Annotated in this window: 13 protein-coding genes, 4 tRNA genes and 2 pseudogenes; 12 read left to right on the top strand and 7 right to left on the bottom strand. The window is 65.6% G+C overall.

Features of this window, described 5'->3' with window-relative positions; translation table 11 throughout:
• Together Q1X76_RS07705 and Q1X76_RS07710 are read left to right on the top strand one after the other, a co-directional pair.
• Positions 1 to 431, top strand: a pseudogene (locus Q1X76_RS07705) (hypothetical protein); the annotation flags it as partial.
• Positions 432 to 617: 186 nt separating this feature from the next.
• Positions 618 to 1,004: a hypothetical protein gene (locus Q1X76_RS07710; RefSeq protein ID WP_300719079.1), complete on the top strand. Its 387-nt coding sequence runs from the start codon at positions 618 to 620 to the stop codon at positions 1,002 to 1,004.
• Between the two features lie 292 nt (positions 1,005 to 1,296).
• Here Q1X76_RS07710 and Q1X76_RS07715 read toward each other — a convergent pair whose 3' ends face one another.
• A complete protein-coding gene (locus Q1X76_RS07715; protein ID WP_300719080.1) occupies positions 1,297 to 2,313 on the bottom strand; it encodes a polysaccharide deacetylase family protein in 1,017 nt (338 codons plus the stop codon).
• Between the two features lie 285 nt (positions 2,314 to 2,598).
• On the opposite strand from Q1X76_RS07715, the gene Q1X76_RS07720 reads away from it, so the two are divergent.
• The 6 genes from Q1X76_RS07720 to Q1X76_RS07745 all read left to right on the top strand — a co-directional run bounded on the left by Q1X76_RS07720 (position 2,599) and on the right by Q1X76_RS07745 (position 8,090).
• Positions 2,599 to 2,674, top strand: a tRNA-Val gene (locus tag Q1X76_RS07720).
• 4 nt (positions 2,675 to 2,678) lie between these two features.
• A tRNA-Asp gene (locus tag Q1X76_RS07725) sits at positions 2,679 to 2,755 on the top strand.
• 79 nt (positions 2,756 to 2,834) lie between these two features.
• Positions 2,835 to 2,911 (top strand) — tRNA-Asp (locus Q1X76_RS07730).
• A gap of 305 nt (positions 2,912 to 3,216) precedes the next feature.
• The gene (locus Q1X76_RS07735; RefSeq protein WP_300719081.1) at positions 3,217 to 3,678 is read left to right on the top strand and encodes a CesT family type III secretion system chaperone; all 462 of its coding nucleotides are present in this window, start codon (positions 3,217 to 3,219) and stop codon (positions 3,676 to 3,678) included.
• A 35-nt stretch (positions 3,679 to 3,713) separates the two neighbouring features.
• Positions 3,714 to 5,924, top strand: a complete 2,211-nt coding sequence (locus tag Q1X76_RS07740) for a hypothetical protein (protein ID WP_300719082.1) — start codon at positions 3,714 to 3,716, stop codon at positions 5,922 to 5,924.
• Positions 5,925 to 6,449: 525 nt separating this feature from the next.
• A complete protein-coding gene (locus Q1X76_RS07745; RefSeq protein ID WP_300719084.1) occupies positions 6,450 to 8,090 on the top strand; it encodes a lactate permease LctP family transporter in 1,641 nt (546 codons plus the stop codon).
• A 49-nt stretch (positions 8,091 to 8,139) separates the two neighbouring features.
• Here the strand turns inward: Q1X76_RS07745 and Q1X76_RS07750 are convergent.
• Positions 8,140 to 8,288 (bottom strand): annotated as a pseudogene (locus tag Q1X76_RS07750) (IS200/IS605 family transposase); the annotation flags it as partial.
• Positions 8,289 to 8,535: 247 nt separating this feature from the next.
• Between Q1X76_RS07750 and tnpA the strand changes: the two are divergent.
• On the top strand, positions 8,536 to 8,994 hold the full coding sequence (tnpA, locus tag Q1X76_RS07755; RefSeq protein WP_300719086.1) for an IS200/IS605 family transposase: 459 nt from the start codon (positions 8,536 to 8,538) through the stop codon (positions 8,992 to 8,994).
• Between the two features lie 197 nt (positions 8,995 to 9,191).
• Here tnpA and Q1X76_RS07760 read toward each other — a convergent pair.
• A tRNA-Arg gene (locus Q1X76_RS07760) sits at positions 9,192 to 9,268 on the bottom strand.
• Between the two features lie 216 nt (positions 9,269 to 9,484).
• Here Q1X76_RS07760 and Q1X76_RS07765 point away from each other — a divergent pair.
• Positions 9,485 to 10,171 (top strand): metal-dependent hydrolase, encoded by a 687-nt coding sequence (locus Q1X76_RS07765; protein WP_300719097.1) that lies wholly within the window; start codon positions 9,485 to 9,487, stop codon positions 10,169 to 10,171.
• 831 nt (positions 10,172 to 11,002) lie between these two features.
• On the opposite strand, the gene Q1X76_RS07770 is transcribed toward Q1X76_RS07765, so the two are convergent.
• From Q1X76_RS07770 to Q1X76_RS07785, 4 genes are all read right to left on the bottom strand, one after another.
• Positions 11,003 to 12,019, bottom strand: coding sequence for a methyltransferase (locus Q1X76_RS07770; protein ID WP_300719087.1), 1,017 nt, complete (start codon positions 12,017 to 12,019; stop codon positions 11,003 to 11,005).
• 354 nt (positions 12,020 to 12,373) lie between these two features.
• Positions 12,374 to 14,782, bottom strand: a complete 2,409-nt coding sequence (locus Q1X76_RS07775) for an AMP-binding protein (protein WP_300719089.1) — start codon at positions 14,780 to 14,782, stop codon at positions 12,374 to 12,376.
• Positions 14,783 to 14,921: 139 nt separating this feature from the next.
• Positions 14,922 to 16,286: a 30S ribosomal protein S12 methylthiotransferase RimO gene (gene rimO, locus Q1X76_RS07780; RefSeq protein WP_300719091.1), complete on the bottom strand. Its 1,365-nt coding sequence runs from the start codon at positions 16,284 to 16,286 to the stop codon at positions 14,922 to 14,924.
• A 121-nt stretch (positions 16,287 to 16,407) separates the two neighbouring features.
• Positions 16,408 to 16,992 carry a hypothetical protein gene (locus Q1X76_RS07785; protein ID WP_300719092.1) on the bottom strand — a complete coding sequence of 195 codons (585 nt, stop codon included), beginning with the start codon at positions 16,990 to 16,992 and terminating at the stop codon, positions 16,408 to 16,410.
• A gap of 166 nt (positions 16,993 to 17,158) precedes the next feature.
• Between Q1X76_RS07785 and panC the strand changes: the two genes are divergently transcribed.
• A complete protein-coding gene (gene panC / locus Q1X76_RS07790) occupies positions 17,159 to 18,007 on the top strand; it encodes a pantoate--beta-alanine ligase (protein WP_300719093.1) in 849 nt (282 codons plus the stop codon).
• A 151-nt stretch (positions 18,008 to 18,158) separates the two neighbouring features.
• Positions 18,159 to 19,331, top strand: coding sequence for a methionine adenosyltransferase (gene metK / locus Q1X76_RS07795; protein ID WP_300719095.1), 1,173 nt, complete (start codon positions 18,159 to 18,161; stop codon positions 19,329 to 19,331).
• The last annotated feature ends 210 nt before the right edge of the window (positions 19,332 to 19,541 follow it).

Raw genomic sequence — 19,541 nt, forward strand, 5'->3', positions numbered from 1 at the left:
CTGCGGAGCCCGAGGACGAGCCGAAGGAGCTGGAGAAGGGGAAGGAGGCGGAGAAGGCTCCTGCGGAGCCGGAGCCCGAGCCTGAGCCTGAGGCCGAGAGGGCCGAGGAGGACTTCGTCCCCTTCGAGGGGAGGCCCATCCCGGAGCCGACCGACACACGCGCCGAGGTCATGAAGGCTCTTAAGGAGATACTCGGCGTGCCCAAGCAGCGCAGCGCGTTGCCCACACTCGTGCGCTTCAAACAGGACGGCAGGCACATGTGGAGGGCGGTCATCGTCGACATCGGCGAAATCGAGCTCCAGAAGGGCTGGGAGCTGTGGAAGGAGCGCATGGACCTCGACGGCGAGCACTATCTGCTGGCGGTGTACGAGCTCACCGAGTCGGAGATTCCGAGGATGTACCGCACCGTCGGGGAGATGAGGCTGGAATGATGTCCCTGAACAACAGGTGCCTCATCAGGCTGTCCGACGGGTCGGGCATCCGCGTCAGGGACAGTGCGTTCAATGTCGGCAGGAATATCAACGCCAAGCACGGGACGCAGGATATCATGATGTACGTCGTCGATGATGACAACATGAGCCATCATGTCAATATCCTCAACATCACGGAGGTCAGGGATGTTCGATGCCGACGCCCTGCTGAGACAGTGGCAGGTCGAGTACAAGGTCCCGGGGGACATCATCTGGGGCGGGTATGAGGAGCTCGGGGGGAGCGCCAAGGTCGGCTACACGATGGGGCTGTGCAGGTACACAAAATATCTGGACGCCGCGAACGTGTGGACCGGTCGCAGCACCATATTCCTCGACACGGGGATGAGGAGGGCTCCCGACTTCTTCAAGACCTGCGTGCTTTGGCATGAGCTCTCACACGCCAACGCCTACAACGAGGACCTCGAGAACGATGCCCACAACGCGCACTTCCGCGCCTACCGCCGCAGGAAGAAGCTGTACTGGATAGGGGACATGCTGGCCAAGCTCCTGTCGCCCATCTGGTGCAAATCCTAAATACTACTCTGATAATACACTTTCCAGCGGGGCGGTCAGAGCCATGAGCTCGGCAGTCTTCGTCTCATCAGGAGGGAGGTTCTTCATCCGATGTCTCCGCCTTCCTCCGCACCCGCCCCGCGTATCCTTTTTGAACGAGACGGACCATCCGAGTGATATGCCCAAGAAGAAGGACGACAATATATCGCTCACGCCGTCGTATGCGGACCAGGGCGGTGGTGCACAGGGCGCACAGGATGCGCAGGAGGCCGGCTCCTCCGCGCCCGCCCCCAAGAGCACGGCATCCATCCCATCAGCCAACCCTCAGGTCACGAACGCTGTGCGCCCAAAGGGGGCGACCGGCACCCCATACAAGCAGACCAGCGATATCGGCAAGCCAGATGCGGGCCCACCCAAGGCCAAGGGACCCGGTGTGAAGGAGTTGCCCAACGGCGCGGCCGTCAGGCAGGGGCCGCGTCACGCGCCGGGCCATGAGCAGGGGCGGCTCGGGGTCCAGACTGCCGTCCAGAAAATCGCTGACCGTCACGAAGCGCTGGCAGCCTCCGGCCTGCAGCTGGGCGATGATGCGCGGCAGGTTTTCCAGCGTGCCGTGTACGGTATCGTGGAACAGGAAGATGCCGCGCAGGTCGTTGTCGGTGTAGCGCCGGCCCCGGGTATTGACCAGGGCGGAGTAGTCCTCGCGCACGCCGCGCCAGTCCTCGCTGTCCAGGGACCAGAGGACCACCTGCAGATCCAGCTGCCCGGCGGCCTGCAGGGTGACGTCATTGAACGAACCGTAGGGCGGCCGCAGGAAGCGGGCCTCGATGCCCAGCGAGCGCAAAAAGCGCTGCACCCGGCCGATCTGCTCGCTCTGGGACACGAGGTTGAGGTGGCGCAGGTTGGGATGGGAAAAGGTATGGATGCCGATCTCGTGCCCCTCGTCATGGATGCGCTGCACCAGATCGGGGTGGCGTTCGGCATTCTTGCCCAGCACGAAGAAAGTGGCCGGGATGTTGTGCGCGGCGAGGATGTCGAGGATCTGCGGCGTATTGGCCGACGGGCCGTCGTCGAAGCTCAGGGCGCAGAGGTTCTCCTGCATGGGCTGGTCGATGATCCTGACGCCGTCATAGACCCGGCACTGGCGCGTGGTGGCGTCGTGCACCACCAGCGCGGACAGGGGCGGCTGTTCCAGCGCCCTGGGAAGGGAGCCGGAAAGGGAAACGGAATGCGCACGCGCCGCCGGGGCATGGAGCGGGGCCGCGGCCGTCTCCCCGGGGACGGCCTGGGCGCAGCCCGGCAGCAGGAGCAGGACCCACAGCAGCCCCAGCATACCCGCGCGCGCCAGAAGACACGCGGCACGATTTTTACCGGCAGCGGGCCCACGGCCCTGCCGGGAACAGGAAAGCATCATCTTTACCACCCTGCAGTGAAGTGTGTTTTTACCTACCACCGCCCCCACGGGACTGCAAGGCCATTTATCAGGAATAAATACTGAAATAATATCTATTTATTCCAGTAGATTATGCTCAAAAAACAAAAATTTTCCACCTTTTTTGATTTTTTCCTTGACCATGAGGGGCCTTTCCCGTACAAACACTTTTGTCCGAGAGGGCAAGGACAGTTAGCTCAGTTGGTAGAGCACCGCCTTCACACGGCGGGGGTCACAGGTTCAAGTCCTGTACTGTCCACCACCACGGAGCGGTAGTTAAGACGGTTATAACGCCGGCCTGTCACGCCGGAGGCCGAGGGTTCGAGTCCCTTCCGCTCCGCCATAATTGCGGAAAAAGCGCACTGTGCAAACGGTGCGCTTTTTTTGAAAAACATGCGGGAGACACTCCCGTCGCCATATTTGGAGCGGTAGTTAAGACGGTTATAACGCCGGCCTGTCACGCCGGAGGCCGAGGGTTCGAGTCCCTTCCGCTCCGCCATAGCAAGGCGCCCTGCACCTGCAGGGCGCTTTTTTCGTGCTCGTCTCTCCCTCCCCTCTCTCCGCTCCTGCCGCCGCACGGCAAGCGTCGCCTTCTTGGGCAGAACGCACGTCCGCCCTGCCTGCCGGGGAAGGCCTCCCATAGAGTTTTCGCCGCGCGGACGTATCGCCCTGCGGGCACCTGCCTGACGCGCGTCGCCGGGACGCATGGCCTCCGGCCAGCCCGGCCCGCAGGCGCACGGCGCATGGACAGGGACAAGCATCCTGGTCTATCTTTTGCAACACCAGTACAAAACAGGAGGGCATATGCAAAGCATTGCCAACATCATTGCAAAATTCGGTGCCAACATCGGCATAGACGGCCTTGAGACAGAGAACGGCGTTTGCACGCTCCAGTTCGACGAGGTGACGGTCACTCTTGAATGCGGCGAAAACGACGATACCCTCTACCTGTACAGCCGGGTATGCGGCCTGCCGGAAGGCGATGCCGACAAGCTGGCGCTCTACGGCCTGCTGCTGGAGCTGGACAGCTTCTTCAAGGGCACGGACGGCGGCGTGCTGGGCATCGAGCCCCTGCTCGACGCCGTGACCTATACCCGCCGCCTGCCGCTGGAGCATCTGGACGAGACCGTCCTCGACCGCCAGATCGGCCGTCATGTGGACTCGGTGGAGTCCCTGCGCGCTTCCGTCACGCAGCTGCGGGAGCAGGCCGCCGCACCCGGGACCGCCGCGGAAGCGGGCTGGAACGACGGCATGCTGAAGATCTGAGGCAGCCCTTACCCGAAAACCACCAAGGACAAACTATGAAGATCAGCGATCTCAGCCACATGGCCCAGCAGCTGAACACCATCGGCAGCGCGCACCTGGGCACCACCGGACAGGGCGCCATCGCCCCGGTCACCTCCTCGCTGGCGGGCCGCTTCGTCAACTGGGTGCGCTCGCGCCACAGCGACGCCGCCGCCCAGGCCAACCGCGACGTCATGACCAGGCTCATCCATACCATCCGGCAGACCGACGATCTGGGCGACTACTTCGCGGACATCGCCCGGGAGAGCCTGGCCGACAGGCTGGCCGCCGGCCGCCCCCTGAGCGGACGCGATGCGGCCCGGGTGCTGCAGGACGTCATCCGTATCAAGACGGCGGAAGATACGGCCCGTCTGGAGGGCCGGCTCATCAATGTCCGGGACCAGTTCCAGAGATTCTGCGCCCCCCATGCCGACGGCTCGCCTTCGGAGCTGGAAGCACAGATGGCCGCACGACGCCAGCGCTTCGGCCTGCCCCCGGCCACGGCGGAGCAGCTCCAGACCTATCGGGACGTCGCCCTGCGCGATCTGGAAGCCGGGGCCCGGCGCGCCGACCACTCGCTGACACCGGCCGAAAGCCTGGACGCCCTTGCCGAGAGCGTCCGCATGCAGACCCTGCGGGAAGCCAAGGCAGGCATCGCGGCCATGGCGGGGCAGGTCAGCGGCGAGGGCCCCAACGGCTTCATGGCCCGTCTGGACGCCGCCATGCGGGCCAGGAACATCACCGGCGCCATCAGCCCCGCCACCCGTGATGCCCTGGTCCAGACCATCCATGACAAGCTCACCGCCCGCTGCCTGAACGACAGCAACAACATGCACCAGCCCACCCTGGCAGAAGCCGCCACGGTGGCCGATAACGTCATCAACAGTTTCGTGGGGGCCCTGGATACGGTGGAACACGCCCAGGCCCTGCCCCGGGATGGCAAGCGCATCCTGCAGGACGTGATCCTGCACGCCTCCAGGCCCGTGAACGCGGCCATGGCGCAGGCCATCTGCGACGCCGTCGTGGATACGGCCCAGTTCCTGCGCACCCTGACGCAGGGCGAAGCCGGCGCCGCCGCCCTGAAGAGGGACTTCGATACCTATGCCCAGACCATGCACGCCGCCGTCACACAGCCGGACGGCATGCTGCGGCCCGGTATCGAGGGCGGCCCGGAAGCCGGCCTGGTCCGGCAGCTGACGGCGCAGGCCGCGTGCAGGATGCTGGCCCTCGGCAATCTGGAGCCCCTGAGCGAGGACGAGCAGGAACATGCCCGGGAGCTCAACAGGCAGAGGCAGCCCCTGCCGCCTGACCTGGCCGGGCGCATCGCTGCCCGCGATGCCGCCGACCACGCAGCCCACCGGGCCCTGGCCGGAGGATGCCCCGTGCATGCCCTGCGCCGCGAGCTTGCCCAGGAGGCCGACATGGGCCTGCGTTCCCGTAACGAGCTCCTGCTCATGAACGTCCTGGAGACCCTGGTCCAGTCCTCGGAAAGCAACGCCTACGACGACCTCCTCACCCACGCTCCCGGCCTCGGCCAGATGCGCATGGCCGAAGCGCGCCGCTTCGTGCCCCAGGGCCTGGGCCTGACCCTGCCCGGGGGCCAGGCCTTCGACATGGCCGCCGCCCGGCAAAAGCTGGCCGACGGCCTCGATCTCTCTGTCCGGTCCACTCCTCCGGGCAACGGGGCCTCGGCCCTGCCCCCGCATGCCGATCCCTCTCCCGACCTTGTCCGCAAGTGCAACTGCTTCTCCGACCAGTTCCTCAAGGACTTCGTCCGAAGCGGCATCACCGTCAACGGACTCAGGATCGGCGGCGGGAACAGCCTCCAGAACCTGCCCTGGCTGGAACGGGAGCTGGACGCCCTCATCGCCATGTTCCCTTCCGCAGAGGAAGCCGGGCGCATCTGCAGCCCGCTGCATCAGGCCTGCGGCGGCGACATCCTGACGATCCTCACGAGCGACCCGGCCACCGCCGGCGAGATCACGCGCATCAACACCCTTGAGGCGCGGGCCCTCGCCAACAGCCTGCCCATCGAGGTCATCCGGCATACTGACGGCTCGTACCGTATCCATGTCGAACTCTGCTTCCAGAAGATCGATGCCGGTCTGGGGCCCCGCGCCTCCTCCGGCGTCAACGTGAGCGCCACCTTCTCGCTGCCCAGCGGCCGGGAGCCGCTACGGTTCCGCAGCGAGGATCTCGACGTGCTGTTCAATACCCAGCAGGGCTAACAATGGATGTCCGCCGGGCGGCCCTGGCCTGCACACTGCTGGGCTGCAAGCAAGTCATCCCATGCACTGGGGCACCTTCCCGGTGCTGGCCCGGGATGCGGACGTCTTCAAGGCCGGACTGGCCCGCGTGGCTCCCGGCTGTATCCGCATCGACCTGCTGTCCGGCCAGTCCGTGCAGATCCAACGTCTTTTGCGGGGGAGCCATCCCGCGCATCAGCAGAGGCTCCCCCGCGAACGTCCCTTCCCCAGCGCATCCCAGCGGGCAAAAAGTATCCGCGGATGGCCGTTGGGGGCGGTCGTGGGCGCTTTCCCCTGTTTGACTTCGATAAAAAAAAAAGACTATAAAGAAACAGGGAAATTTTTGTCCCTACCCCGTGAGGCGCGTCCTCTGCATCCCCGGGCAACGAACAGCGCACCCTGGTGGAGTTCGCACCTCCACCAGGGTGCGCTGTTCGTTGCCGGGGGTTTCAGGTTCGGAGCCTGAAAATCCCGTTTGTCCGTTCGCCAATAAAAAAAGGAGCCCACATGACATGGACACAGGTTTATAACCCGGCAGGCGGTGCGCTTTTCTCCGCCCTGCTGGCCGGCATCCCCCTCATTGCCCTTTTCTACATGCTGGCGGTGCGCCGCGCCAAAGGACACTACGCCGCCGCCGCCGCCGTGGCGCTTTCATTCGCGCTGGCCATTTTCGTCTGGGGCATGCCCGCCGGCACGGCGGTGAGCTCCTTCATCTACGGCGCGGCCTTCGGGCTTTTCCCCATTGTCTGGATCGTGGTCACGGCGGTCTGGGTTTATAACATGACCGTGGAGTCAGGCGAATTTGAATACCTCAAGCAGTCCCTGGCCCGCCTCACCGACGACCGCCGTTTGCAGGCCATTTTTATCGCTTTCGCTTTCGGGTCCTTTATTGAAGGCACGGCGGGCTTCGGCACGCCCGTGGCCATTACCGCCGCCATGCTGGTGGGCCTGGGCTTTCAGCCCCTGTACGCCGCCGGCATCTGCCTGATCGCCAATACCGCCCCGGTGGCCTTCGGTGCCATCGGTGTGCCCGTTATTGTGGCCGGGCAGGTTTCCGGCTTTTCGGATATGACCATCAGCGCCATTGTGGGCCGTCAGTTGCCCTTCCTGTCGGTCATCGTGCCTTTCTGGCTCTGCGTGGTCATGTGTGGCTTCAAGCGTTCGCTGGAAGTGCTGCCCGCCATTATCGTGGCCGGCGTCTGCTTTGCCGGTTCGCAGTTCGTTTTCTCCAACTTCCACGGCCCGACTCTGCCTGACATCATGTCCGCCATCGTCGCCATCATCGGTCTGGTGGTGCTGCTGCGCGTGTGGAAGCCCGCACGCGTCTGGCGTTTCGATGGCGAAACCGCTGTGGCCGAAGGCGGCGCCGCGCCTTCCGTCGGCGTGGTGCTGCGTGCCTGGGGACCGTACATCATTTTGGCCGTGATGGTCTTCCTCTGGGGGCTGCCCCAGTTCAAGAGCATGCTGAACGCCGTGCCCGGCGCGGTCATCACCTTTGGCTGGCCCGGGGTTGACGGTATGGTGCACAAGGCTGCACCCATTCTCGCGGCGGGCAAGGACCCCAATTACGCGGCCCAGTTCACTTTCAACTGGCTTTCGGCGGGCGGCACGGCCATTCTGCTGGCCGGTTTCTTCTCCGTGCCCCTGATGCCGGGCTATTCCTTCGGCAAGGCCGTATCCTGCTTCTTCCGCACCGTCTATCAGCTGCGTTTCCCCATTCTGACCATCGCCATGATTCTGGGCCTGGCCTACCTCATGAACTACTCGGGCATGAGTTCCACCCTGGGCATCGCCTTTACCATGACCGGCGGCTTCTTCCCGCTCTTCGCCCCCTTACTGGGCTGGTTGGGCGTGTTCCTGACAGGTTCGGACACGTCCTCCAACGCGCTCTTCTGCGGCATGCAGCGCTCCACGGCTGAAGTGGTGGGCATGTATCCCGAACTGGCCGTGGCGGCCAACTCCTCGGGCGGCGTCACCGGCAAGATGATTTCGCCCCAGTCCATCAGCGTGGCCACGGCAGCCACCAATATGGTGGGACAGGAAGGCAACCTCTTCCGCTTCGCCCTGCCGCACAGCCTGGCCATGACGGTCTGCATCTGCGTTCTGACCTGGTTGCAGGCCGGTCCCTTGCGCTGGATGCTGCCTTGACCCAGAGCCCACTCCGGCGTCAGTCCGCGTGCCGCGAACGGACACCGGAGTGGACATGACCCGGCATCAGATGACCTTCCAGAATCTCAACCCCTATATATTTGATATTTTCACGGAGCTGTGCGAAGCTTATTTTTCTTCCATATGATACTTGCACAACCACTTTATATGCGTTAGGCAAGAAGCCTTGGTTCCCATAATAAAAACACCTTTCCGTCAATGTTGCGATGGGCTTGAACAACCTCATCGTAGCGGAAAGGTGTTTTTGTATGTATAATATATATCTCCACCCGCATAGCGGGTGGTTTTTTGTATGGAGCCCCCCCCGCTAGGCGGGGGTTCCAAAAAGCTTACAGCTTTGCCCATGTCAGTAAAACTCCTTTTGATTTGTTAAAAAGTCTCGCGGTCTGGCAACTGCGAGTCAACAAATCAAAAGGAGGTCACGATGGGTGACGCCAAAAGTTTAGCCCACACAAGGTGGAACTGCAAATATCACATTGTTTTTGCGCCTAAATATCGCCGCCAGGTGTTCTATGGTGAAAAGAAGCGCGCCATTGGCGAAATTTTGCGCAAGTTGTGCGAATGGAAGGATGTAAAAATAGTGGAGGCAGAATGTTGTCCAGACCACATCCACATGCTGCTTGAGATTCCCCCCAAAATGAGTGTGTCGAGTTTTATGGGCTATCTGAAGGGTAAGAGTAGCCTCATGATCTATGAACAATTTGGGGATTTGAAGTTCAAATACCGCAATCGAGAATTTTGGTGCCGTGGGTATTACGTCGATACAGTAGGCAAGAATAAGGCCAGGATTCAGGATTACATCAAGCATCAGCTGGAATCGGATAAACTTGGCAAACAGTTGAGCCTGCCATACCCAGGGAGCCCGTTTACGGGCCGCAAGTAACAGAAATGCAAATGTCAGATCGCAAGAGCGCCTGTTAGGGCGCTGCTGGTAAGAAAGCCTTACAGGCGCATATGAAGAACCCCCGGCTATGTGGGGGGTTCCTTTTTGTTTCGCGCCCGTCAGACGCTCAACAGGCTGAAGCCCATAATAACAAAAAAAGCCCCCGCGAGGCTTTCCTCGTGAGGGCTTGAAATCTGTGGCGCGCCCGGCGCGATTCGAACGCACGGCCTTTGGCTCCGGAGGCCAACGCTCTATCCGACTGAGCTACGGGCGCACACGTGTCTTTCTAGGCAAAGGGCGTGCCGCTGTCAAGCCCTGCCCCTGCCAGCTTCGGGCGCATCCCGCCTCAGTCCCGAAAATGGGCCGTGCCCCTCTTCCGGGCGCGACGCCGCCCGGCATCACGGCAGGCCTGCTTCTTTTCGTGACAGTCTCCTAGTCTTGCGCTATACTTTCTTTCCCCATTTTGGGGCGCCCCCCAACAAGGAGAACGATCATGAGCCAGATCCTCTGGTACGGCCATTCGGCCTTCAATATCAGTTGTGACGACAAGCATGTCGTCGTGGACCCCTTCCTGACGCCCGCTTCCGGTACCACGGCCGAGACCATCGGCCCGGTGGACGTGGTGCTGGTCACCCATGACCATGCCGACCATGTGGGCGATACCGTCAGCATCTGCCAGAACAGCAAGGCCATGCTGGGCGCCATCGTGGGCACGGCCCAGAAACTGGTGGACCTCGGCGTGCCGCCGTCCCGCCTGCTCAACGGCATCGGCTTCAACATGGGCGGCACCGTGAGCCATGCCGGTTTCGACTTCACCATGACCCAGGCCTATCATTCCAGCGAGTCGGGCTCCCCCGCCGGCTACATCGTCCGCACCCCTGACGGCAAACACATCTACCATGCGGGCGATACCTGCATCTTCTCGGGCATGGAGCTGTGGGGCCGCCTCTACCCCATCGACGTGGCCCTGCTGCCCATGGGCGGCGTCTTCACCATGGACGCCCGCCAGGCCGCCCTGGCCTGCAAGCTGCTGGGCTGCAAGCAGGTGATCCCCATGCACTGGGGCACCTTCCCGGTGCTGGCCCAGGATACCACGGCCTTCAAGACCGAACTGGCCCGCGTGGCCCCCGGCTGTACCTGCATCGACCTCAAGCCGGGACAGGCCGTCCAAATCTAGGCCTGCGGCGGTCCCGGCGGTATCGTCAAAGACCGGCGGCCCCGCCCGCGACAACGGCCGCGCCAAACAGTTCAGGGCAGGCCCGTTCCGGTCGTCTGCCGCACAGGACGGCGGGGGACGGAACGGCCCGCGGGGCTCCCCGGACCACCGCGCTCCAGAGGAGCAGGGCGTCAGTCCCTCGCCCCGGCGGCACGCTCCGCGCGGGGACGGCAAGAACACCGCCCGCCTCCCTGCCCGTCCCGCCCGCCGGGACGCAGGCCCCGCCAGCAGCCCCCGCCAGGCACAAAGGAACATCCCGCCCGCCTTTCCCCTGTACGCAGGAAAAGGCCGGCGGGATATCTTTTTCCGTCCTGCCCGCAGCGGGGAGCGGCCGTGCGCATGGCGGGACGCCGTATCGCCGCACGGGACAGGCGGCCAGGGGCAGGACCCATCACCGGGGCTGTGCTTCCGTGGAATATTCAGCATAACATGCTGAAATAAAAATTATTTTTATGATAAAGAACTTTTGTCCCCATTCCTTCTTAAAAATTTGACGGGTTGGAGAAGACGGGGGAATTTGACGGGCAAGGAAGCCCTTTTTGCCGCAAGCAGCGAAAAGGGCGGCCCGAAAGGGCCGTGCCCGTTGCGACGAAGGAAGTTACGGGCATCGACAGCAACGCGCGACCGGACGGCGGCCCGCAGGGCCGTGCCCGTTGCGACGGAGGAAGTTACGGGCATCGACAGCAACGCGCGACCGGACGGCGGCCCGAAAGGGCCGTGCCCGTTGCGACGAAGGAAGTTACGGGCATCGACAGCAACGCAAAGGGCTCCCTTCCCCCTCACAACAAAAGGTCATGCGCCCTGAGCCCCGGGCCGCCGCCTGATCTCCCCGGCCAGCACCTTGCAGCCCTGCGGCAGATCCAGCGGCAGCACGCGGACGTTTTCCGCGCCCGCATCACGCATGAAGGCCGCCAGCTCGCCCTGGCTGTAGGCTTGGCCCCCGGGCGTCTGCAACAGCATGTTCAGGCTGAACAGCGCCGGATGCACCGGCCCCGTGCCCTGGTCATCCAGCGTGAATTCCTGGATGAGCAGCAGGCCGCCGTCCACCAGGGCCTGCCCGGCCTTGCGCACCACCAGGGCCGCCGTTGCCGGGTCCAGGCTGTGCAGGATCTGCGACAGCCAGGCGATGTCGTGCCCGGCCGGGAGCTCGTCCCTGGTGAAATCGCCCGCCACGAAGGTGATGCGCTCCTGCATGCCCTCCCCGGCCAGTACCTTTGCCGCATAGGGACGCGAGGAAGGCAGGTCGAAGACCGTGGCCGTCATGCCGGGATGCTCGCGGCAAAAACGCACGGCATAGGCGCCGGTGGCGCCGCCCAGATCCAGCAGGCGGCTGCGGCCGCCCACGTCGATATGGGGCACGCTCCTGTGGGCCTGGGCATTGGCCACATTGCGCATGCCCATGAGGAAGGATTCCCGGTCATCCGTGGGCGCGGTGTCCTGCCGGCGCAGGCTGTGGCCCGCCTGCACGGCCCGGGCCAGATCGAGCCAGTACGGGGCCAGCCGCCTGTGATGTTCCACGATGTAGCCCAGGTAGTCGCGGCTGTCCCGGCACAGATACTGCCGGGCGAAGGGGGTCAGCGCGCAGGCCCCGTCCTCCGTGCGCCGCAACAGTTCCAGGGCGCAGAGCGCCGTGACCATCATGCCCGTGCCCCGCAGGCTGCAGGACGTGCGGGCGGCCAGCTCCTCCACGCGCAGCGGCCCGGCGGCCAGCGGCGTGAAAAGGTCCAGTTCCAGGGCCGCATGGAGCGTGAAACATTCCCAGAACGTGCCGGAAGATTGCAGGAAACTCGTGGCTGTCCAGTCGCGCATGGCGTCACCTCCGCTGCTTGGAGCCCGGCCCCGCAGGCCCGTGCGCAGGCCTGCTTCCCGGGCTGCCATGCCCAACCATAGGCAGGCGCTGCGCGCCTTGTCAACGCACGCAGGCCCCGCCCGCATGGCCCGGCGCCGCCCTCTGTCCCGAACGGCCGCAGGCCGCCCCTCCGGCGATCCCCCGCCCGGCGCGCCATGAAACAACGGGATGCCGTCACGACATCCCGTTGTTGCGGTCAGACACGCCAGACGGCGACGGAGAACCGCCGTCCTGCCTCGGGTCTTTCCGGGGCAAAGGGAACGGGGAAGGGAGCGGGGACGGTCCCCCCCCCAGCGCCCCTCCCGGGCCCCGGCTTATTTCTTTTCGTCCCCGCCGTTCTTGCCCCGGGCCCTGTCCAGCAGTTCCCCGGCCTGATGGCCCAGCTCTCCGGCCTTGTCCCGGGCTTCGCCCAGCAGCGCTCCGGCCTTCTGGCGGGCGCCGTCCACCATCTCGCCGCTCTGGCGGCGCAGGTCACCGGCTTTCTGGCGGGCCTCCTCCATCATCTCACCGGCCTGGCCGCGCAGGGAACCCATCTTCTCCCGCGCGTCTTCCAGCAGTTCCCCGGCCTGATGGCCCAGCTCCCCGGCCCTGTCGCGGGCTTCGCCCAGCAGCGCTCCGGCCTTCTGACGGGCGCCGTCCACCATCTCGCCGCTCTGGCGGCGCAGGTCACCGGCTTTCTGCCGGGCTTCCTCCATCATCTCCCCGGCCTTGTCCCGGGCTTCGCCCAGCAGCTCACCGGCCTTCTGGCGGGCGCCGCCCACCACCTCGCCGCTCTGGCGGCGCAGTTCACCGGCCTTCTGGCGGGCCCCTTCCATCATCTCACCGGCCTGGCCGCGCAGGGAATCCATCTTCTCCCGCGCGTCTTCCAGCAGTTCCCCGGCCTGATGGCCCAGGGCCTGGGCGCGGGTGGGCGCGGCGGCGGGCTGCCCGGGCGTGGGCAGCAGGCGGTCCTCGTCGGCCTGCCCCCGTGACGCGCGCTCGGCTTCTTCCTCGCGCAGGATGCGGCGCAGCACCTTGCCGATGAGGCTCTTGGGCAGTTCCTCGCGGAATTCAAAGAACTTCGGCACCTTGTAGTTGGCAAGACGCGCGCGGCAATGGGCCGTCAGCTCGGCCGTGGTCAGCTTTTCGCCCGGCCGCGGCACCACGTAGGCCTTGAGCACCTCGCCGCGGGTGGGATGCTTGACGCCCACGGCCACGGCTTCGGCCACCTTGGGATGTTCGTACAGGACCTCGTCCACTTCGCGGGGATAGACGTTGTACCCGCCCACGATGACCAGATCCTTCTTGCGGTCCACGATATAGTAGTAGCCGTCCTCGTCGTAGTAGGCGATATCGCCGGTATGCAGCCAGCCGTCGCTCAGGGTGGCGGCGGTCTCCTCGGGGCGGTTCCAGTAGCCCTGCATGACCTGCGGCCCGCGCACCAGCATCTCGCCTTCCTCGCGCGGGCCCAGCACGCGGCTGCTGTCGTGGATGTCCACGATGCGCACTTCCGTATGCGGGAAGGCCACGCCGATGGAGCCTTCCTTCTGCGGGCCGTCCAGGGGATTGGCCGTGACGCAGGGCGAGGCTTCGGTGAGGCCGAAACCTTCGGTGATGCTGGCGTGCGTCAGGCTGACCCAGCGGCGCAGGGCTTCGGTGGGGAAGGGCGCGGAGCCGGAGACGCAGATCTCGATACAGGTGAGGTCGTATTTCTTGATGTCCTTCTGCTGCATGAGCGACATGTAGACCGAAGGCGCGCCCACGAAGAAGGTGGGCCGGAAACGGGCGATGGTGCGCAGGAGGTCGGCGGGCGTGTAGCGCGGCACCGGGATGGTGGTGGCGGCCAGGGCCGCGGGCAGGATGATGTTGCCCACCAGGCCGAAAACGTGGAAGAAGGGCATGATGCTCAGGAAGGACATGGGCTTGCAGTTTTCCCAGTCCATGTGGAGGATGGCCAGCAGCTGCTGCATCTGGGCCGAGATGCAGGCATGGCCCAGCATGGCGCCCTTGGGCTGGCCCGAGGTGCCGCCCGTGTACTGGAGCAGGGCCAGGGCGTCGCCGGGGTCCGCGTCGGTGGGCACGCTGAAGCGGCCGCGGACACTGATGAAATCCTTCCAGCGCAGGATCGTCTGCCCGTAGGGCACCTGCGGCACCTGCCCCTCGCGGCGGGCCTTGATGCGGTAGAGCCAGTTGAGCGGGAAGGCCAGGCCGTCGGCGATGCCCGTGACCACGATCAGACGCAGGGGCAGGCGTTCGCGCAGGGGCTCCAGCTTGGCCCAGAGCAGGTCCAGGGTCACCAGCACTTCCGCCCCGGCGTCGTTGAAGTGGTGCAGCAGTTCCTTCTCCATATAGAGGGGATTGGTCATGACGGCCACGGCCCCGGCCTTCATGATGCCCCAGAAGGCGATGACGGTCTGCGGGATGTTGGGCAGCATGACGGCCACCCGCTGGCCCGGCCTGACCCCGCGCAGGCGCAGGGCCTCGGCGAAGTGTTCCGCCGCCTCATGCAGGCGGCTGTAGGTCATCTGGAAATTCTGGAAACGGATGGCCAGACGGTTGCCGTGGGTCCGGGCGGCCCTGTCCAGCAGCAAGGCCAGATGCATGGGCCGGATGACGCATTCCATGTCTTCATGGCCCACAAAATGCCGCCACCAGCCGGGGCGTTGTGCGTCCGCCTTCAGGCTGTCTTCCCTGCCGCCGTCCCGGTTGGGACCGGCGGCTCCCGTCTGCAGAGGGGTAGTCATGCGCTGCTCCGATGCATGCTTCATACGTTGGGCGTGCCCCGCACGGCGCACGCGCTGCCATCCCCCGGCCCGGAGACCGGGGGCCTTTCACGGATGCGGGCGGCCCTGCCGCCCCGGATCGAAAAACCTCCCCGCGACCTCAGGCCAGGGCGGTCAGGTCGTAGGTGCTGCTCTCCACGATGTCGCCCCGCACCAGCGCGCCGGGCGCCACGCCCGTGCCGCTGACATAGGTGATGCCGTCCACCTCGGGCGCCTGGAACCAGACGCGGCCCACATGCAGGCCCGGCCACTCGTCATGCGGCGCGTCCACCAGCACGGGCAGGGTCCGGCCCACCACCTCCTGCAACTGCTGCTCGCTGATCTCGGCCTGGATCTCCATGAGCTCGGCGCGGCGCTGCTCGCGCACCTCCACGGGCACCTGATCTGGCATGGCCGCCGCGGGCGTGCCTTCCTCGGCCTGATAGGCGAAGACCCCCAGATGCCGGAAGCGCGTCTCTTCCACAAAACGGCACAGGGTACGGAAATGCTCCCCGGTCTCCCCGGGATAGCCCACGATGAAGGTGGTGCGCAGGGCGGCTTCGGGCAGGGCCTCGCGCACACGGTCCACCACCCGGCGGGGATCGGAGGCGAAGGGGCGGCCCATGCGGGTCAGGATCTCGGGATGGGCATGCTGCAGGGGGATGTCGAAATACGGCAGCAGCTGCGGCCCGGCCTCGCGCATGTAGCGCAGGAGTTCGGGCGTGACGCCGCTGGGATAGAGATAGAGCAGGCGCAGCCAGGTCAGGCGGTCCAGGGGCAGCAGCTCGTCCAGCAGCCGGGGCAGGCTTTGGGGCGTGTCGAAGTCGCTGCCCCACGAGGTCAGGTCCTGGGCCACCAGCACCAGCTCGCGCACCCCGCCGGCCAGCAGGCCGCGCGCTTCCTCGCGCAGCTCCGGCGCGGGCACGGAGCGCAGCGGGCCCCGGATGGACGGGATGGTGCAGAAAGCGCACTTGTGGCGGCAGCCCTCGCCCACCTTGAGCCAGGCATAGGACGGGCCCGTGGAGAGCAGACGGCCCGGCGCGGCGGGCGCTTCGGGCAGGCCCAGGGCGGCACGCACCATGGCGGGCCAGTGCTCCAGCCGGTCCGTGGGCAGCCAGAGGTCCACCTCGGGCAGACCGGCGGCCAGCTCCTCCACGCCGTAGCGGCCCACCATGCAGCCGGCCACGGCCAGCAGGGGACGGCGCTTGCAGCGGCCCAGATGCTCCACGGCGTCCAGGACGGCGCGGATGGACTCGCGCACGGCCGGCTCGATGAAGCCGCAGGTATTGATGAACACCAGACGCGCCCGGCCCATGTGTTCCACGCTGCGCACGGGCACGCCCAGCGAGCCCAGCAGGTGCTCGCTGTCCACACGGTTCTTGGGACAGCCCAGGCTCAGGGACCACACCGGCAAAGAGCCGGACACACGGGCGCGCGTCAGGGGCGCGGCCGCTCCGGCTGCGGAAGAAAAGGAATGGACAGTCATGGGGACAGGGTATCCGTCTCTGTTTTCTTTGTCACCAGAAATTGCATGACATCATCGCGTCCGCCGCGGACGGCGAAAGCATCCCCGGAAGCAAGAGAGCCCGGGCGCGGAGGCGGCGGGATCAGAAGGCGTGGACCCGCCACGGCAAGGCCAAAAAACGCAGGCTGTGCGGCGGGATGACCAGCAGCCTGCCCTGCCGCACGTCCGCGCTGCGGGTCGTGAAGCTGTCCCGTTCGATGTGCAGCACGGCCTCTTCCTCACGGCTGCAGTCGAAAAGCTGCAGGACGGCATCGTCCACGCGGTCCGCGCAGGTCCAGTGCCGGTTCATGGGCGGGGTCTCGGGCGTCAGATGCCGCAAAAAGCGGAACAGGATGCAGCGCCCCCCGCCGGGAGCGAGCCAGTCCCGGCAGGCCTCCCACAAGACCCCGGGGGGCACGTTCTGCCCTTCGGCAAAGGGCTGTTCCACCAGCAGGGGGTAGCGGGGGCGGCAGGACCGCAGCATGTCGTCCACCAGCTGCGTGTAGTCCGTATCCTGTTCCAGCACGGCCCTGAGGGCGCCGGGCTTTTCCGCCAGAGAGAGCAGGGTCTCGTTGAGGATGTCGCGCGCCTTGAGCGTCTGTATGCCGTGGGTCAGGCGCAGGGCGTTGAGCACGGCGTAGATGGCGCAAAAGGTATCCAGCTTTCCCTGAAAGAACGGTTTGAGCATGCGAACCTCCGACCTCTGTTATGCCTGTTCCCCCTGTCCAAGGCAACCGGGCGCGCCGGACAGGACGGGACTTTTTTCCGCAGCGGCGGAGGGGGCTTGTGACTTTACAAGGCCTGCCGCAGCAGGTATAAGGGAAGCCCCACTAACCATATCACCATACCTTGATATGCAGATATTCACCACTCCCCAAGAACTGGCGGCCCAGTGCCGCTCCTGGCACGCGGCCGGCGAGGATATCGCCCTTGTGCCCACCATGGGCTATTACCATGCCGGCCACGAGGCGCTCATGGACCAGGGCCGCGGCCTTGCCAAACGTCTTGTGGTCAGCCTGTTCGTGAACCCCACCCAGTTCGGCCCCAACGAGGATCTTTCGGCCTATCCGCGCGACATCGACCGCGATACGCGGATCGCCGCCGCCCACGGCGCGGACGCCATCTTCATCCCCGAGCCCGCGTCCATGTACGCGGAAGACCACGCCACCTGGGTGGAAGTGCCGGACCTGTCCCGCATCATGTGCGGCCTGAGCCGTCCCACGCATTTCCGCGGCGTCTGCACGGTGGTGCTGAAGCTCTTCATGCTCACCCAGGCCGACGTGGCCGTCTTCGGCCAGAAGGACTGGCAGCAGCAGGCCATCCTGCGCCGCATGGTGCGCGACCTCAACGTGCCCGTGCGCATCGAGACCTGTCCCATCGTGCGCGAGGAAGACGGCCTGGCCCTCTCCTCCCGCAACGTCTACCTCACCGAGGAAGAACGCCGCCAGGCCCCGTGGATCCATCGCGGCCTGCAGCTGGCGCGCGACATGGCCCAGAAGGGCCAGACCCACGCCAAGATCCTGCGCGAGGCCGCCCTCTGCACCTGGGCGGACCACCTGACCCTGGGGCGCCTGGATTACCTCAGCGTGGTGGACCCCGTGTCCATGGAACCCCTGGACACCGTGGACGGCCCGGCCCTCATGGCCTGCGCCATCCGCATGGGCAAGGCCCGCCTCATCGACAACATCCTGCTCCGGGACTAGCGCCCCGGCAGGAAGGCTTTTCGGCAGGGGCCGGACCTTCGGACGAAGGCCCGGCCTCCCCGCGCCCGCCTCCCGGCCGTCCGCCCGCCGCCGACAGCGGCCCGGCGGCTTCGCGGGAGCAGGCCCATACTGAACCATGGAGAACAGACCAATGCAAACCAAGGGCAAATATTTCTTCACTTCCGAGTCCGTGACCGAAGGCCATCCCGACAAGGTGGCGGACCAGATCTCCGACGCCGTCCTGGACACCCTGCTGGCCCAGGACCCCGATGCCCATGTGGCCTGCGAGACCCTGGTGACCACCGGCATGGCGGTCATCGCCGGCGAGATCACCACCAAGGGCTACGCCGACCTGCCCCATGTGGTGCGCGAGACCATCCGCGAGATCGGCTACACCAGCTCCGACATGGGCTTCGACGCCGAGACCTGCGCCGTCATCTCCTCCATCGACCACCAGTCCCCGGACATCGCCCAGGGCGTGCTGCGCGCCGCTCCCGAAGACCAGGGCGCCGGCGACCAGGGCATGATGTTCGGCTTTGCCTGCGACGAGACACCCACCCTCATGCCCGCCCCCATCTTCTGGGCCCACCAGCTCTCCCAGCAGCTGACCAGGGTGCGCAAGGACGGCACCGTGCCCTTCTTCCGCCCCGACGGCAAGACCCAGGTCTCCTTCGAATACATGGACGGCAAGCCCGTGCGCATCAACAACGTGGTGGTCTCCACCCAGCACGCCGCCTCCGCCTCCCAGGCCGACATCATCGAAGCCGTGAAGCAGCATGTGATCCGCCCCGTGCTGGAGCCCTCCGGCTACTTCGACGAAAAGGACTGCGAGATCTTCATCAACACCACCGGCCGCTTCGTGGTGGGCGGTCCCATGGGCGACTGCGGCCTCACCGGCCGCAAGATCATCCAGGACACCTACGGCGGCAGCGGCCATCACGGCGGCGGCGCCTTCTCCGGCAAGGACCCCTCCAAGGTGGACCGTTCCGGCGCCTACATGGGCCGCTACATCGCCAAGAACGTGGTGGCCGCCGGTCTGGCCCCGGTGTGCGAAGTGCAGATCGCCTACTGCATCGGCGTGGCCGATCCGGTGAGCGTGCTGGTCTCCTCCCAGGGCAGCAGCGAGATCCCCGACGAAGTGCTGACTAGGGCCGTGCGCGAAGTCTTCGACATGCGCCCCTACTTCATCACCAAGCGTCTGGACCTCAAGCGTCCCATCTATTCCAAGACCTCCTGCTACGGCCACTTCGGCCGCGAGCTGCCCGAGTTCACCTGGGAAAAGACCGACGCCGTGGCCGACCTGCGCACCGCCGCCAGGGTCTAGCCGCAGCCTGTCATCCTGCAACGAAAGGCCGGGGTTCCCGGCCTTTTGCTTTTCCGGCACGGCCTGCGGGACCGGGGTCCGGAGAGGAGCGCGGGGACGCAGGTCTATCCTGAATCCGTCTTCATAGTCTCTCAACCTCCTTCCCGGACGCGCGGGGCCGCCGGGCCCATGCACGCCGGGCGGGAGCCTTCGCCAGTGCGCGGCACGACG

The organism is uncultured Desulfovibrio sp. (assembly GCF_949282365.1).
In the GTDB taxonomy this organism is placed as follows: Bacteria; Desulfobacterota; Desulfovibrionia; order Desulfovibrionales; family Desulfovibrionaceae; genus Desulfovibrio.

What these genes read in the sequence shown, in the direction of transcription:
- Q1X76_RS07710 (WP_300719079.1), top strand. Translation starts at nt 618, where the DNA reads ATGTTCGATGCCGACGCCCTGCTGAGACAGTGGCAGGTCGAGTACAAG.
- Q1X76_RS07715 (WP_300719080.1), bottom strand. Translation starts at nt 2,313, where the DNA reads ATGCTGGGGCTGCTGTGGGTCCTGCTCCTGCTGCCGGGCTGCGCCCAG.
- Q1X76_RS07735 (WP_300719081.1), top strand. Translation starts at nt 3,217, where the DNA reads ATGCAAAGCATTGCCAACATCATTGCAAAATTCGGTGCCAACATCGGC.
- Q1X76_RS07740 (WP_300719082.1), top strand. Translation starts at nt 3,714, where the DNA reads ATGAAGATCAGCGATCTCAGCCACATGGCCCAGCAGCTGAACACCATC.
- Q1X76_RS07745 (WP_300719084.1), top strand. Translation starts at nt 6,450, where the DNA reads ATGACATGGACACAGGTTTATAACCCGGCAGGCGGTGCGCTTTTCTCC.
- tnpA (WP_300719086.1), top strand. Translation starts at nt 8,536, where the DNA reads ATGGGTGACGCCAAAAGTTTAGCCCACACAAGGTGGAACTGCAAATAT.
- Q1X76_RS07770 (WP_300719087.1), bottom strand. Translation starts at nt 12,019, where the DNA reads ATGCGCGACTGGACAGCCACGAGTTTCCTGCAATCTTCCGGCACGTTC.
- Q1X76_RS07775 (WP_300719089.1), bottom strand. Translation starts at nt 14,782, where the DNA reads ATGACTACCCCTCTGCAGACGGGAGCCGCCGGTCCCAACCGGGACGGC.
- rimO (WP_300719091.1), bottom strand. Translation starts at nt 16,286, where the DNA reads ATGACTGTCCATTCCTTTTCTTCCGCAGCCGGAGCGGCCGCGCCCCTG.
- Q1X76_RS07785 (WP_300719092.1), bottom strand. Translation starts at nt 16,992, where the DNA reads ATGCTCAAACCGTTCTTTCAGGGAAAGCTGGATACCTTTTGCGCCATC.
- panC (WP_300719093.1), top strand. Translation starts at nt 17,159, where the DNA reads ATGCAGATATTCACCACTCCCCAAGAACTGGCGGCCCAGTGCCGCTCC.
- metK (WP_300719095.1), top strand. Translation starts at nt 18,159, where the DNA reads ATGCAAACCAAGGGCAAATATTTCTTCACTTCCGAGTCCGTGACCGAA.